This is a genomic window from Burkholderia sp. Ap-955, assembly GCF_011753045.1.
Lineage (GTDB): Bacteria > Pseudomonadota > Gammaproteobacteria > Burkholderiales > Burkholderiaceae > Burkholderia > Burkholderia lata_D.
The window spans coordinates 1-14648 of record NZ_VWWH01000129.1 but is presented as its reverse complement, the minus strand read 5'-3'; the positions used below and the strand labels follow the sequence as shown (position 1 = coordinate 14648).

General features: G+C 67.9%; 14 protein-coding genes, 1 tRNA gene and 1 pseudogene. 14 read left to right on the top strand and 2 right to left on the bottom strand.

All coding sequences use genetic code 11. The features are described 5' to 3' along the window. Nucleotides 1-232 (bottom strand): annotated as a pseudogene (locus F3J15_RS34545) (DNA-protecting protein DprA); the annotation flags it as partial. A 185-nt stretch (nt 233-417) separates the two neighbouring features. Here F3J15_RS34545 and def point away from each other — a divergent pair. The 14 genes from def to F3J15_RS34475 all read left to right on the top strand — a co-directional run bounded on the left by def (nt 418) and on the right by F3J15_RS34475 (nt 13244). Next, on the top strand, nt 418-921 hold the full coding sequence (gene def / locus F3J15_RS34540) for a peptide deformylase (RefSeq protein WP_006477461.1): 504 nt from the start codon (nt 418-420) through the stop codon (nt 919-921). A gap of 34 nt (nt 922-955) precedes the next feature. Next, nucleotides 956-1939, top strand: coding sequence for a methionyl-tRNA formyltransferase (gene fmt / locus F3J15_RS34535; RefSeq protein WP_166896880.1), 984 nt, complete (start codon nt 956-958; stop codon nt 1937-1939). A 120-nt stretch (nt 1940-2059) separates the two neighbouring features. Next, nucleotides 2060-2692, top strand: coding sequence for a LysE family translocator (locus tag F3J15_RS34530; protein WP_166896878.1), 633 nt, complete (start codon nt 2060-2062; stop codon nt 2690-2692). Nucleotides 2693-2792: 100 nt separating this feature from the next. Continuing rightward, complete coding sequence (gene htpX / locus F3J15_RS34525; protein ID WP_089446641.1) at nt 2793-3650, top strand: zinc metalloprotease HtpX; 858 nt, start codon at nt 2793-2795, stop codon at nt 3648-3650. 232 nt (nt 3651-3882) lie between these two features. After that, complete coding sequence (rsmB, locus tag F3J15_RS34520; RefSeq protein ID WP_166896876.1) at nt 3883-5274, top strand: 16S rRNA (cytosine(967)-C(5))-methyltransferase RsmB; 1392 nt, start codon at nt 3883-3885, stop codon at nt 5272-5274. After that, complete coding sequence (locus F3J15_RS34515; protein WP_069249149.1) at nt 5271-5861, top strand: DUF4390 domain-containing protein; 591 nt, start codon at nt 5271-5273, stop codon at nt 5859-5861. The genes rsmB and F3J15_RS34515 overlap by 4 nt, the downstream gene beginning before the upstream one ends. Then, the gene (esaS, locus tag F3J15_RS34510; protein WP_124581959.1) at nt 5851-8265 is read left to right on the top strand and encodes a sensor histidine kinase EsaS; all 2415 of its coding nucleotides are present in this window, start codon (nt 5851-5853) and stop codon (nt 8263-8265) included. Before F3J15_RS34515 ends, esaS begins: the two co-directional genes overlap by 11 nt. Beyond that, the gene (esaR, locus tag F3J15_RS34505) at nt 8266-8967 is read left to right on the top strand and encodes a response regulator transcription factor EsaR (RefSeq protein WP_021163978.1); all 702 of its coding nucleotides are present in this window, start codon (nt 8266-8268) and stop codon (nt 8965-8967) included. It abuts the gene before it with no gap. A gap of 61 nt (nt 8968-9028) precedes the next feature. Beyond that, nucleotides 9029-9104 (top strand) — tRNA-Phe (locus F3J15_RS34500). 358 nt (nt 9105-9462) lie between these two features. Beyond that, nucleotides 9463-10197 (top strand): 7-cyano-7-deazaguanine synthase QueC, encoded by a 735-nt coding sequence (gene queC, locus F3J15_RS34495; protein ID WP_014895698.1) that lies wholly within the window; start codon nt 9463-9465, stop codon nt 10195-10197. 75 nt (nt 10198-10272) lie between these two features. Beyond that, nucleotides 10273-10905, top strand: a complete 633-nt coding sequence (queE, locus tag F3J15_RS34490; protein WP_011353564.1) for a 7-carboxy-7-deazaguanine synthase — start codon at nt 10273-10275, stop codon at nt 10903-10905. 18 nt (nt 10906-10923) lie between these two features. Next, a complete protein-coding gene (gene queD / locus F3J15_RS34485; protein ID WP_011353563.1) occupies nt 10924-11376 on the top strand; it encodes a 6-carboxytetrahydropterin synthase QueD in 453 nt (150 codons plus the stop codon). Nucleotides 11377-11685: 309 nt separating this feature from the next. Continuing rightward, nucleotides 11686-12471, top strand: a complete 786-nt coding sequence (locus tag F3J15_RS34480) for an aldolase/citrate lyase family protein (RefSeq protein WP_166896874.1) — start codon at nt 11686-11688, stop codon at nt 12469-12471. Further along, complete coding sequence (locus F3J15_RS34475; RefSeq protein ID WP_166896872.1) at nt 12468-13244, top strand: tetratricopeptide repeat protein; 777 nt, start codon at nt 12468-12470, stop codon at nt 13242-13244. Before F3J15_RS34480 ends, F3J15_RS34475 begins: the two co-directional genes overlap by 4 nt. 106 nt (nt 13245-13350) lie before the next feature. On the opposite strand, the gene rodA is transcribed toward F3J15_RS34475, so the two are convergent. Then, nucleotides 13351-14499 (bottom strand): rod shape-determining protein RodA, encoded by a 1149-nt coding sequence (rodA, locus tag F3J15_RS34470; protein WP_039353786.1) that lies wholly within the window; start codon nt 14497-14499, stop codon nt 13351-13353. Nucleotides 14500-14648: the final 149 nt, after the last annotated feature.

The window sequence follows — 14648 nt, the reverse complement described above, 5'->3', positions numbered from 1 at the left end:
CGCGCACGGCCAGGGCGGCGGCGGCGCTGGTTACGGCGGCGATGGCGTGGTCGGGCGCACGCAGCAGCGCGTCCGGTGAGCCGAACGCGTCGAGCAGTGCCTGCAGCGCGGCGGGGGCGAGGCCGGGCGCATGCGCGAGCTGCAGCCACGCGCGCACCGCGGAGGTGGTCAGCGCTTGCGGCGACATGAGGCGCCCCTCGAATGCGGTGGCCAGCGGACCGCGTGGCGCCATGATAAAATTTTCATCATCCGAAATACTCGACAGGGCCGCGCGCGCAGGCGCCCGGCCAATTGCAGGAGGCGTGATCCGCGGCATTGATTCGCCGCGCGTCCGCCTCATCTTCATTGCATCCCGGCGGCAGCGCCAGCCGGCCGGATGGCCGATGCGGCACGCCGCTCCACCGAATACCGAACGCCATGGCTTTACTCAATATTCTTCATTACCCCGACAAGCGGCTGCACAAGGTCGCGAAGCCCGTCGACAAGGTCGACGACCGGATCCGCAAGCTCGTCGCCGACATGGCCGAGACCATGTATGCGGCGCCGGGCATCGGCCTTGCCGCCACGCAGGTCGACGTGCACGAGCGCGTGATCGTGATCGACGTCTCCGAGGAGAAGAACGAGCTGCGCGCGTTCATCAACCCCGAGATCGTGTGGTCGAGCGATGCAAAGCAGATCTATGAAGAGGGCTGCCTGTCGGTGCCCGGCATCTACGACGAAGTCGAGCGTCCCGATCATGTGCGCGTGCGTGCGCTCAACGAGCAGGGCGAGACGTTCGAGCTCGACTGCGAGGGCTTGCTGGCCGTGTGCGTCCAGCACGAGATGGATCACCTGATGGGGCGCGTATTCGTCGAATATCTGTCGCCGCTCAAGCAGACGCGCATCAAGACGAAGATGAAGAAACTCGAACGCGCGATGTAACGCGCGTTCGCCCAGCCCGACCCCGAACGCTGTCATGACCCATACGTTGCGCGTAGTTTTTGCCGGCACGCCGGAATTCGCCGCGGCTGCCCTCGCCGCGATCCACGAGGCCGGTTTTCCGGTGCCGCTCGTGCTCACCCAGCCCGATCGCCCTGCCGGGCGCGGGATGAAACTGCAGGCGAGCGCGGTAAAGCGCTACGCCGTCGAGCACGGGATGCCCGTCGCGCAACCGCCGTCGCTGCGCCGCGCGGGCAAGTACCCGGCCGAGGCGGCCGACGCGATCGAGCTGCTGCGCTCGACGCCACATGACGTGATGGTGGTCGCCGCATACGGCCTGCTGCTGCCGCAGGAAGTGCTCGACATTCCGCGCGACGGCTGCATCAACATTCACGCGTCGCTGCTGCCGCGCTGGCGCGGCGCCGCGCCGATCCACCGCGCGATCGAGGCCGGCGACGCCGAGACGGGCGTCACGCTGATGCAGATGGACATCGGCCTCGACACCGGCGCGATGATCGAGGAAGCGCGCATCGCGATCGCGCCCGACGAGACGACCGCGACGCTGCACGACCGGCTCGCCGCCGAAGGCGCGCGACTGATCGTCGACGCGCTCGTGAAGCTCGAGCGCGACGGTGTGCTGCCGGCGACACCGCAACCGGCCGACGGCGTGACCTATGCCGAAAAGATCGGCAAGCACGAAGCGGCGCTCGACTGGCGCAAGCCGGCCGACGTGCTTGCGCGCCAGGTGCGCGCGTTCGATCCGTTCCCGGGCGGCGTCGCGACGCTCGACGGCGCGGCGATCAAGCTGTGGGCGGCCGAGCCGGTGGCGGCGCGCGGCGACGCGGCGCCCGGCACGATCGTCGAAGCCGCGCCGGAAGGCGTGGTCGTCGCATGCGGCAGCGGTGCGCTGCGCATCACGCAATTGCAGAAACCGGGCGGCAAGCGGCTGCCCGCGCGCGAATTCCTGGCCGGCTCGCCGCTCGCCGCAGGCCAGCGTTTCGCGCTGACCGACGTTGCCTGACGCGGCCTGACCGCCATTCGACACGGCCTGCCGGGCATGCGCAATCGGCCGGATGGCCGAGTCGCGCGGCGCGGCAGGGGCGCGTAGAATTTCCCTGCGCTCTCCGGTTTCGAGGTTTTCATGTTCGGCATCACCCATTTCGGCTTCTTCGTGCTGGCAGTCTTCCTGCTGAACGTCACGCCTGGCCCCGATACGGCCTATATCGTCGGCCGCAGCGTCGCGCAGGGCCGCGGTGCGGGGCTGATGTCGGCGCTCGGCATTTCGGCCGGCTGCTGCGTTCACGCGCTCGCCTGCGCATTCGGCCTGACCGCGCTGCTCGCGGCGTCGGCTGCCGCATTCACGGTGATCAAGCTGGTCGGCGCCGCCTACCTGATCTACCTGGGCGTGCGGATGATCATCGCGAAGCAGGCGGCCGAGCCGTCGGGCGCGGCGGCGCAAGCCGCGAAGCCGCTGCGCCAGCTGTTCATGCAGGGCTTCTGGACCAACGTGCTGAACCCGAAGGTCGTGCTGTTCTTCGTGTCGTTCTTCCCGCAGTTCGTGTCGGCCGACAGCCCGCACAAGGCATTGGCGTTCCTGACCCTCGGCGGCGTGTTCGTCGCGATGAGCACGGTATGGACCAGCCTCGTCGCGTGGGTCGCGGGCAGTGTCACGGCGCGCTTCTCCGGCAAGCCGGGCGTCAAGAAGTGGCTCGACCGCACGGTCGGCAGCGCTTTCGTCGGCCTCGGGCTTCGTCTTGCAACATCGCAACGGTGAGATTGAATTTTTCCGGCAAGACCTTATCTAACAAAATGCTTACAATTTTCCGCCGTGCCCTTTGATGCGCGGCGGGTCCCCTGACGGATAAGGAGTGGGTATGTTCAATTGGGTCAAAACGGCGATGCTGATGGCCGCGATCACGGCCCTGTTCATCGTGATCGGCGGGATGATCGGCGGCTCGCGGGGCATGACGATCGCGCTGCTGTTCGCGCTCGGCATGAATTTCTTCTCTTACTGGTTCTCGGACAAGATGGTGCTGCGCATGTACAACGCGCAGGAAGTCGACGAGAACACGGCGCCGCAGTTCTACCGGATGGTGCGCGAGCTGGCCACGCGCGCGAACCTGCCGATGCCGCGCGTCTACCTGATCAACGAGGATGCGCCGAACGCGTTCGCGACGGGCCGCAACCCCGAGCACGCGGCAGTCGCCGCCACGACGGGCATCCTGCGCGTGCTGTCGGAGCGCGAGATGCGCGGCGTGATGGCGCACGAGCTCGCACACGTGAAGCACCGCGACATCCTGATCTCGACGATCACCGCGACGATGGCGGGCGCGATCTCGGCCATCGCGAACTTCGCGATGTTCTTCGGCGGGCGCGACGAGAATGGCCGGCCGGCCAACCCGATCGCGGGTATCGCGGTCGCGCTGCTCGCACCGATCGCAGGCGCCTTGATCCAGATGGCGATTTCGCGGGCACGCGAGTTCGAGGCCGACCGCGGCGGCGCGCAGATTTCCGGCGATCCGCAAGCGCTCGCGACCGCGCTCGACAAGATCCATCGCTATGCGGCGGGCATCCCGTTCCAGGCGGCCGAGCAGCATCCGGCCACCGCGCAGATGATGATCATGAACCCGCTGCACGGCGGCGGCCTGCAGAATCTGTTCTCGACGCACCCGGCCACCGAGGAGCGCATCGCGCGCCTGATGGAGATGGCGCGTACCGGCCGCTTCGACTAAGCCACGGCACACCGTGCGGCAGTTGCCGCGCGGGGGCCGCCACACCACCCCGCACGCTTCGCGCTGCGGGGTGTTTCATTTGCGCGTGCCGTAAAGGGGCCAAAGGGCCTGCAGCATCGCACGCTACAATGCCCGGTTTGGGATTGCAGGGCCCACGGGCGCCGCGATCCCGCCGTTTGCCGCATTTGCTTGCTGTACCCGTTTGCCGCGCTTGTTTGCCGAATTTGCTCCGATGACACGAACCCGTTCTACCGCTCCGTCTTCTTCCGGCCGCCCGGCGCGCCTGTCCGCGCTGCATCTCGCGCCCGATTCGCTCGGCTTCGCCCTCGACGCGGCCGCGCAGGCGGTCGATGCGGTGCGGCGCGGCACCGCGCTGCCGGCGGCGCTGTCGGCGGTATTTGCGCAAATGCCGTCCGGTGCGCAGGCGCTCGCGCGCGGAGCGACGCAGGACGTCGCCTATCGGACGATGCGCCGCCTCGGCAGCGCGGACTGGCTGATCGGCCGGCTCATCAGCAAGGCGCCGCCCGCCTATGTGCACGCGGTGCTCGCCGGTGCGTTCGCGCTGCTGCTCGATCCGGCGGACGAGGCCGCGTATCCGGCGTTCACGGTGGTCGACCAGGCCGTGACCGTGATCGGCGCACGCCGCGAATGCGCGTTCGCGAAGGGGATGGTCAACGCGGTGCTGCGCCGTTTCCTGCGCGAGCGCGACGCGCTCGTCGCGGCGCTGCAGGACGATGTCGTCGCGCGCTGGAACTACCGCGCGTGGTGGGTCGATTCGGTGCAGCGCGCCTGGCCCGACGCATGGCAGGCGATCCTCGCGGCCGGCGAGCGGCAAGGGCCGCTGACGCTGCGCGTGAACGCGCGCCGCGCGAGCGTCGACGCGTATCTCGAGACGCTGCGCGAGAACGGGATCGAAGCGACCGCGATCGGCCGGCATGCAGTGCGGCTCGCGTCGGCGCTGCCGGTCGATCGCATTCCGGGGTTTGCCGACGGCGTCGTGTCGGTGCAGGACGCCGGCGCGCAGCTCGCAGCCGAATGGCTCGGTGTGTGCGACGGCATGCGCGTGCTCGACGCATGCGCGGCGCCCGGCGGCAAGACCGGCCATATTCTCGAACTGGCCGATGCGGACGTCGTCGCGCTGGAAAGCGACGCCGCGCGCGCGGCACGGATCGGCGAGAACCTCGTGCGGCTGTCGCTCGAAGCGGACGTGCGGGTCGGCGATGCGGGTGCCCCCGACGCGTGGTACGACGGGCGCCCGTTCGACCGCATCCTTGCCGACGTGCCGTGCTCGGCGTCCGGCATCGTGCGGCGGCACCCCGACATTCGCTGGCTGCGCCGCGAGGCCGACATCCCGGCGCTCGTCGCGGAGCAGCGCCGCATCCTGGCGGCGTTGTGGCCGCTCGCGAAGCCGGGCGGCGAACTGCTTTACGTGACCTGTTCGGTCTTCCCCGAGGAAGGCGAATTGCAGGCCCGCTGGTTTGAAGCGGCCTGTGAAGATGCGGTACGATTGGACGCCCCCGGCCAGCTGCTGCCGGGCGGAGTGCAGGGAGGGGCGGCCGCCGGCGCACTCGACCAGAACACCGATCACGACGGATTTTTCTACGCGCGGTTTCAGAAACGGTGACGATCAAACACCTTTTTCCACTTCGGCTCGCGGCCGTCCTGATGGTCGCGTTGACGCTGTGCCTGGCTGTCGTCCGGCCGGCGCAGGCCGAGTCGATCGCCGTGCAGCGCGCGTCGCTCCAGTCTGACGGAAGCGGCTGGGCGCTCGACGCACGCTTCGATTTCGAGCTGAACCCGAACCTCGAGGATGCCGTCAACAAGGGCATTCCGCTTTATTTCACGACCGACTTCGAGTTGAGCCGTGCGCGCTGGTACTGGTTCGACGAGCAGCCGGTGGCGGTCACGCAGACGATCCGCCTGTCGTTCCAGCCGCTCACGCGCGAGTACCGCGTGTCGACGGGCGGCTTGCAGCTCGGCTTCCCGTCGCTGAAGGATGCGCTCGCGGTGGTCCGGCACATCACGTCGTGGCACGTGATCGACCGCAACCAGGTGCGCGCGGGTGAAACCTACACGGCATCGGTGCGGATGCAGCTCGATACGGCGCTGATGCCGAAGCCGTTCCAGGTCGATGCCGTGAACAATCGCGACTGGACGCTCGGGTCCGACTGGAAGCGCTTCAACTTCACGGTGACCGAACGTGCTAAATAAAGTGCGCCGCGCGGCCAGCGGGAAGAGCCTCCTCATCCGCGTGATCGTCTCGACGGTCGCGCTGACCGCGCTGCTGCTGCTCGTGCTGCTCGCGGCCGCGAGCGCGAACACCGAATTCTTCGACCGCTACTACTCGTGGCTGTACGCGACGAACATCGTCGTCGCGCTCGTGTTCCTGCTCGTGGTGCTCGGGCTGATCGGGATGATCGTCGTGCGCCTGAGGAAGGGCAAGTTCGGCACGCGGCTGCTCGCGAAGCTCGCGGTGTTCTTCGCGCTGGTCGGTGTGGTGCCGGGCGGGATCATCTACATCGTGTCGTACCAGTTCGTGTCGCGCAGTATCGAGTCGTGGTTCGACGTGAACGTCGAGACGGCGCTGACGGCCGGCCTGAACCTCGGCCGCGGGATGCTCGATGCTTCGCTGTCCGATCTGCAGACGAAGGCGCGGCTGATGTCCGACCAGCTCGCGAGCGTCGATGCGAACACGAACGGCACGACGCTCACGCTGCTGCGCTTGCGCGACCAGTTCGGCGTGCAGGACGCGACGATCGTCGAGCCGAGCCGCGGCGGCTCGGGTGCGGCGCCCGACCTGCACATCGTCGCGCAGGCGTCGGGCAATTTCGCGGCACTCATTCCGGACGACCTGCCGACGCCGCTGATGCTGAACCAGGCGCGCGAACACGGCGCGTACGCGGCGATCGAGGGTGAAGTCGACGGCGACCCGCGCGCGCACGGCGCGAAGGGCGCGCTGCGGTTGCGCGTCGTGCGGCCGATTCCCGATGCATCGACGTCGCTGCTGCAGCCGGCGGAACGCTTCCTGCAGCTCACGCAGCCGGTGCCGCCGACGCTTGCCCACAATGCGGACGCCGTGCAGCGCGCGTATCGCGAGTACCAGGAAAAGTCGCTCGGCCGCACGGGGCTGCGCAAGATGTACATCGGCACGCTGACGCTTGCACTGTTCCTCGCGACCTTCATCGCGATGATGCTCGCGCTCGCGCTCGGCCAGCAGCTCGCGCGGCCGCTGTTCCTGCTCGCGCAGGGCACGAAGGAGGTCACCGAAGGCGACTACACGCCGAAGCGCGAGATCAAGACGCGCGACGAACTCGGCTTCCTCACGCAGTCGTTCAATGCGATGACGCGTCAGTTGTCCGAGGCGCGGCTCGCCGTCGAGAAGAACCGCGTCGCGCTCGAGCATTCGAAGACGTATCTCGAGAGCATCCTCGCGAACCTGACGGCCGGCGTGTTCGTGCTCGACCGGCAGTTCCGGCTGACGACGGCCAATCGCGGTGCCGAACGGATCTTCCGGCAGCCGTTCAATGCGCTGATCGGCACGACGCTCGACCGGATCGGCGTGGCCGCCGGGTTCGGCGCGATGGTGCGCAAGGCGTTCGCCGATCGCGAGGCGGCATCCGACGGCGGCAGCGGCGATCGCGGCCACTGGCAGCAGCAGTTCGCGATCGAGGTGCCGGGCGAAGCCGATCCGCTGACCTTGCTCGTGCGCGGCACGCGCCTCGTGTCGACGGTCGAGGGGCAGGCCGACGATCCGCAGACGTCCGGTTACGTCGTCGTGTTCGACGACATCTCCGACGTGATTTCCGCGCAGCGTTCGGTCGCGTGGGGCGAGGTCGCACGCCGGCTCGCGCACGAGATCAAGAATCCGCTGACGCCGATTCAGCTGTCGGCGGAGCGGCTGCAGATGAAGCTCTCCGACAAGCTCGCACCGCCCGATGCCGATGTGCTCAAGCGCGGCGCGACGATGATCGTCAATCAGGTCGCCGCGATGAAGCGGATGGTCGACGATTTCCGCGAATACGCGCGCACGCCGCCGGCGGTGCTCTCGAACCTGCAGTTGAACGAACTGGCGAGCGAGGTGCTCGGGCTGTACGGTGTGGGCGAAGGCAAGAGCGCGATCGTCGCCGAGCTCGCGCCGTCGCTGCCGGTGATACGCGGTGACGCGACGCAACTGCGCCAGGTGATACACAACCTGCTGCAGAATGCGCAGGATTCGGTCGCGGAGTCGGCGCATCCGCGTGTGTTGATCGAAACCAAGACAGTAGAATATGGCGATCCCGACGCCGAGGGCAAAACGCGCGTCGCGGTACGTCTTACCGTGTCCGACAACGGGCCCGGTTTTCCGGCGCGCATCCTGACTCGCGCGTTCGAGCCTTATGTGACGACGAAGGCGAAGGGCACGGGTCTGGGGTTGGCCACGGTCAAGAAGATCGTCGATGAGCACGGTGCGCGGATCGATCTGCGCAATCGCATGCACGGCGAGACCGTCGAGGGTGCGCAGGTGTCGATCCTGTTCCTGCAGATGGCGAGCGATGCGCCAGGCGCCGAATCGGGCGTGCAGGACGGGGCGGCCCCCGCCAAGACAAAAGCAAGTGAGCAGACAAAGGCAGCGTAAATGGCAACCATCCTGGTGGTAGATGATGAAATGGGCATCCGGGAATTGCTCTCGGAGATCCTCAGCGATGAAGGACACGTCGTCGAGGCGGCGGAGAACGCGCAGGCCGCGCGGGAATACCGGTTGAATCAGGCGCCCGATCTCGTGCTGCTCGATATCTGGATGCCCGATACCGACGGCGTGACGTTGCTCAAGGAGTGGGCGGCGCAGGGGCTGCTGACGATGCCCGTGATCATGATGTCCGGGCACGCGACGATCGATACGGCCGTCGAGGCGACGAAGATCGGCGCACTCGATTTCCTCGAGAAACCCATCGCGCTGCAGAAGCTGCTGAAGTCCGTCGAGCACGGTCTCGCACGCGGAGCGGCGCCGGTGTCCGCGAACGCGGCGGCGAAGGCCGGTGCGGGGCAGGCGGCGGGGCCCGCGGCGGTAGCGTCCGCGGCCGCGCTGCCGACGCTCGGCGACGACATGGCTTCGGCACTCGGCCTCGCGGGCCAGACGGCCGCGATTCCGTTCGACATCCCGTTGCGCGAAGCGCGCGACGCGTTCGAGCGCGCGTACTTCGAATATCACCTCGCGCGCGAAAACGGCAGCATGACGCGCGTCGCGGAGAAGACGGGCCTCGAGCGCACGCACCTGTATCGCAAGCTCAAGCAGCTCGGCGTCGAGCTCGGCAAGAAGCCGTCCGAAGGCGCCGTATAAAATATTTCGTGAAAGTACTTGATCAAGTAACGAAGGGTGGATATACTTTCTCTTCTTCGTTGGCCCGGTAGCTCAGTTGGTAGAGCAGCGGATTGAAAATCCGCGTGTCGTTGGTTCGATTCCGACCCAGGCCACCAGAATTAAAACCCCAAGAGTCGGAAGATTCTTGGGGTTTTTCGTTTGTGGTGGGGTTTGCGTGATGCATGGCGTGGGATGGCGTGCCCGGCAGTGTTCGTGAGGGCATGATAAAATCCGTGTCCGCTCAATAACTTAGCGCATCGCTTCATGCGCACGGCAGGCCGCCAGCGTGGCGCCGCCGTGGCGCGCGGCAACGATGCCGCGCGATGGGCGGTATAAGCGCTCCGCCGCGTTCGCGGCCGATTGCGCTGCCTATACTGGTCGAGCCGGCCCAGGCCGGCACGCGTCGGGCCGCCCGGCGGCAGCCGGCCCCGGGGCGCAGCGCGACGCGAGCCTACACATTCACGGAGTATCACGGTGATTCGGACAGACGCTAAAGACGGCGCGCTCGTGTTGTTTTCCGGCGGGCAGGACTCGGCCACGTGCGTGGCATGGGCCCTCGAACGCTACCAGACGGTCGAGACGCTCGGCTTCGATTACGGCCAGCGCCACCGCGTCGAGCTCGAATGTCGCGAAGGCGTGCGCGAAGCGCTGAAGCGTGACTTTCCCGCCTGGTCGGACCGGCTCGGCGACGATCACATGATCGACCTGTCGGTGCTCGGTGCGATCAGCGATACCGCGATGACGCGCACGATCGAGATCGAGACGGCGGCGAACGGCCTGCCGAACACGTTCGTGCCGGGCCGCAACCTGATGTTCATGACGATCGCCGCGGCGATCGCCTATCGCCGCGGGCTGCGCGTGCTGGTCGGCGGGATGTGTGAGACGGATTTCTCGGGCTATCCCGACTGCCGCGACGACACGATGAAGGCGCTGCAGGTCGCGCTGAACCTCGGGATGGATACCCGCATCGTGCTCGAGACGCCGCTGATGTGGCTCGACAAGGCGCAAACCTGGCAGCTCGCCGAACAGCTCGGCGGCGAAGCGCTCGTCGAACTGATCCGCGTCGAGACGCACACGTGCTACGTGGGCGAGCGCGCGGAACTGCACGACTGGGGCTTCGGCTGCGGCGAATGCCCGGCCTGCAAGCTGCGCAAGCGCGGCTACGAGGCGTACCTGAAGGGCGAGCGGGTGACCGAAGCGCCGCTGTGATGCAGCAGCAACGGCAGCGCCTGGTGATTAACGGATTCTGATCGACAGCGAGCGGCGCGAGCCGGACGAAGGACGATGACTTACGCGGTCAAGGAAATTTTCTACACGTTGCAGGGCGAGGGCGCGAACGCGGGCCGGCCGGCCGTGTTCTGCCGGTTCGCCGGCTGCAACCTGTGGTCGGGCCGCGAAGAGGATCGTGCGGAGGCCGTGTGCCGCTTCTGCGATACCGACTTCGTCGGCACCGACGGCGAGAACGGCGGCAAGTTCAAGGATGCCGAAGCACTCGTCGCGACGATCGCCGGCCTGTGGCCGGAGGGCGAGGCGCACCGCTTCGTCGTCTGCACGGGCGGCGAGCCGATGCTGCAGCTCGACCAGCCGCTCGTCGACGCGCTGCACGCGGCCGGCTTCGAGATCGCGATCGAGACCAACGGCTCACTGCCGGTGCTCGAATCGATCGACTGGATCTGCGTGAGCCCGAAGGCCGACGCGCCGCTCGTCGTCACGAAGGGCAACGAGCTGAAGGTCGTGATCCCGCAGGACAACCAGCGGCTGGCCGACTACGCGAAGCTCGACTTCGAGTATTACCTCGTCCAGCCGATGGACGGCCCGTCGCGCGACCTCAATACGAAGCTCGCGATCGACTGGTGCAAGCGTCATCCGCAGTGGCGGCTGTCGATGCAGACCCACAAATATCTGAACATTCCCTGAGCCCCGGCTTTTGACATCGTGCTGATTACCCGAAAACTCGAATTCGACGCGGGCCACCGCATTCCCGACCACCGCAGCCAGTGCCGGAACCTGCATGGCCATCGCTACGTGCTCGAAGTCACGCTGCGCGGCGATCTCGTCGATACCGAGGGGGCGCCCGACCGCGGCATGGTGATGGATTTCGCCGACGTGAAGGCACTCGCGATGGAGCACCTGGTCGGCAAGTGGGACCACGCGTTCCTGGTCTATGCGCGCGATGACGTCGTGCGCTCGTTCCTCGAGCAGATGGCCGACCACAAGACGGTCGTGATCGACCGGATTCCGACCGTCGAGAACCTCGCGGCGATCGCGTTCGACATCCTCGCGAACGTGTACGACGCGCACTACGGCGTGAACCTGCGGCTCGAGCGCGTGCGCCTGTACGAAACGCCGAACTGCTGGGCCGACGTCGAGCGCCAGCCCGGCCGCTGATCCCGCCTTTCCGGCAGCCCCGCCAGCCGGCGCGGGCTGCCTGCCGCCGCACCCCGCGGCCTCGTCTCGCCTCGCTCCCCGTCCGTTCCCACATTCCGCGTAACGCCGCGCTATGATCGTTGCGTGGCGCCGAAAAACGCTGCCGTGCGCGAGTCGTGCGGCCGGCGCTGTCAGATCGGCCGCCCACGGCCGACCAACGTTCCAGGGCCCGGTCCTGGCGCCGCCGTGCATCGCTGCCCGGCATGTCGCGCTCCGCTTTGCCCGTTGCTTGTCCCGTTCGATTGCCGTTCCGTCCAGGAGGCCGTATCGATGAGCACGCTCACCAATTCCCTCAAACAACGCCTGCGCGACGGCGACGAGCCGCTGTACGGTCTGTGGCTGTCGCTCGGCAGCGACTCGGCCGCGGAAGCGCTCGCGCATGCCGGCTACGACTGGCTCTGCATCGACATGGAGCACGCACCGAACGACAGCCGCGATGTTGCATCGCAGCTGCGCGCGATTGCCGCCGCCCATCTGCCGAGCGAGCCCGTCGTGCGCGTGCCGGCGCGTGAGCCGTGGCTCGTGAAGCGCGCGCTCGATGCGGGCGCGCGCACGCTGATGTTTCCCTGCATCGAGACGCTCGACGACGCCGCGCACGCGGTGCGGCTCACGCGCTATCCGTCGCCCGATTCGCCGGACGGGCTGCGCGGCGTCGCGGGCATGGTGCGCGCGGCGGCGTTCGGCATGCGTCGCGACTACGTGCAGACGGCGAATACGCAGGTTGCGGTGATCGTGCAGATCGAATCGGCGCGCGGCGTAGATGAAGTCGAGCGGATTGCGGCGCTGCCCGGCATCGATTGCCTGTTCGTCGGCCCCGCCGATCTTGCGGCGAGCCTCGGGCACCTTGGCGACATCCGTCACCCGGACGTCGAAACCGCGATGGCGCGCGTGCTCGCGGCCGGCCGGCAGGCCGGCGTCGCGGTCGGGATCTTCGCGGGCGATACGGCGGCCGCGCGCCAGTATCGCGACGCCGGCTACCGGATGATCACGGTGTCGGCCGACGTCAGCTGGTTGTTGCGCGCCACGCGGCAGGCGCTGCAGGAGGTGCGGTCATGAACGGTGGCGATGGCGGGTGCCGTGGGCGCGCGCAGGGTGGGAGCGGGAGGCGCGGGCAGGTCGGCGCGGTGCTCGGCCTGTGGGTCGTGTGGATTGCGGCCGCCGCGCAGGGCGCGCCGCAAGCGAAGCCCGATCCGACGCACGAGACGCAGTCGGCGGTCGCCGACTACAACGCCGGCGACTATCGTGCGGCGCTGGTGCAGTTCCACGACGCGGCCGAGCGCGGCGACCGTCTCGCGCAATTCAACTACGCGATGATGCTGCTGACGGGCGAAGGCGTGACCGCGAACGTCGACGAAGGGTTGCGCTGGCTGAAGCGCGCGGCCGACGCGAACATGTCGCATGCGCAGTACGTGTACGGCCGGATGTTCGACGACGGCGAGTTCGTCGCGCGCGACCCGGCCGAAGCGCACCGCTGGTTCCTGCGGGCGGCGAAGCAGGGGCACGTGCAGGCCGAGCTGTCGCTCGCGAACCAGTTCCTCGACGGGCGCGGCACGCCGCGCGACAACCGGCAGGCGTTCACGTGGTACAAGCAGGCCGCGGACGCGGGCGAGCCGACCGCGCAGTACGTGACCGCGTCGTTCTACGAGCGCGGTGGCGACGGCGTCGCGCAGAACCTCAACATCGCGCGGGCGTATTACGCGGCGGCCGCCGCGCAGGGCGACGAGACGGCCGGGCTGAAATTCAAGGAGCTGAGCGCTCGGCTGAAGGCGCAGGGGCCGGCATCGGGCGCCGGCGCGGAGCCGGGCGGGGCGCACGCGCCGCCGCCGTGAGCGGGGGCGCGCGCCGCGCGGCACTGCGTGGCCGCATTTGTCATCCGCGGTCGAAAAAAAACGGCGCCGAAGCGCCGTTTTTCTTTATGCGGTGCGTGCCGCGCGGTCAACTCTTCATCAACCGCCGCTGCCGCCCGACGCTCATGATCATCCCGATCGCGATGCCGAGCGTCGTGAGCGCGGTGCCGCCGTAACTCATGAACGGCAGCGGCACGCCGACGACCGGCAGCACGCCGCTCACCATCCCGATGTTGACGAACGCATAGACGAAGAACGCGAGCGTGAGCGAGCCCGCAAGCAGGCGGCCGAACAACGTCGCGCCCTGCGCGGCGATATAGAGCCCGCGTGCGATCAGCGCCATGTACAGCGTCAGCAGCACGAGCCCGCCGACGAGCCCCCATTCCTCGGAGAACACCGCGAAGATGAAGTCGGTGTGCTTCTCCGGAATGAATTCGAGGTGTGCCTGCGTGCCTTTCAGGTAGCCCTTGCCGAGCACGCCGCCCGAGCCGATCGCGATCACGGCCTGGATCGTGTGGAAGCCCTTGCCGAGCGGGTCGGAAGTCGGGTCGAGCAGCGTACACACGCGGTGCTTCTGGTAATCGTGCATCAGCGGCCACTGCACTTCGGGCTGGCAGATGCGCTCTTCGAACACGGCGATCGAGCCGACCGCGATCACGCCCGCGACGAGCACCGGCACGATCAGCTTGAACGACAGGCCGGCGAGGTAGATCACGAAGAAGCCGGCCGCGAACACGAGCAGGCCGGTGCCGAGGTCGGGCTGCTTCGCGATCAGCCCGACCGGTACCAGCAGGATCCCGAACGCGGCGATGAAGTCGTACCAGCGCAGCCCGCCTTCACGGCGCTGGTAGTACCACGCGAGCATCAGCGGTGTCGCGATCTTGAGGATTTCCGACGGCTGGATCACGACGCCGACGTTCAGCCAGCGCTTCGCGCCCTTCTTGGTCATCCCGAACAGCGCGACCGCGACCAATAGCGCGACCCCGAACGTGTAGAGCGGGACCGCGAAGCGCATCAGCGTCGTGGGCGGGATGTTGGCGATCACCCACATCAGCACGAACGTCAGCAGGATGTTGCGCAGCTGGTCCTCGACCCGGCCCGGCATGTCGATCGCCGCGCTGTACAGCGTGACGATGCCGACGCACAGCAGCAGGAACACGATGAGGGCGAGCGGGCGGTCGAAGCCCGCGAACATCTGCTTGATCTTGTCGAGCCAGGCGCGCTTGTCGAATTGCATGCCTTTCTCCGTTAATGAGCGGTGCCGGCGTCCGCCGCCTTCGCGGGGGCCGTTGCACGGTGATTGTCGTCGCGCGGCGTGGCGACGAGCGGCTGCGCATCGCTGGCGGGCCGGCGCGGCCGGTGCGGGCGCCGGATCGGCGGCAGGCT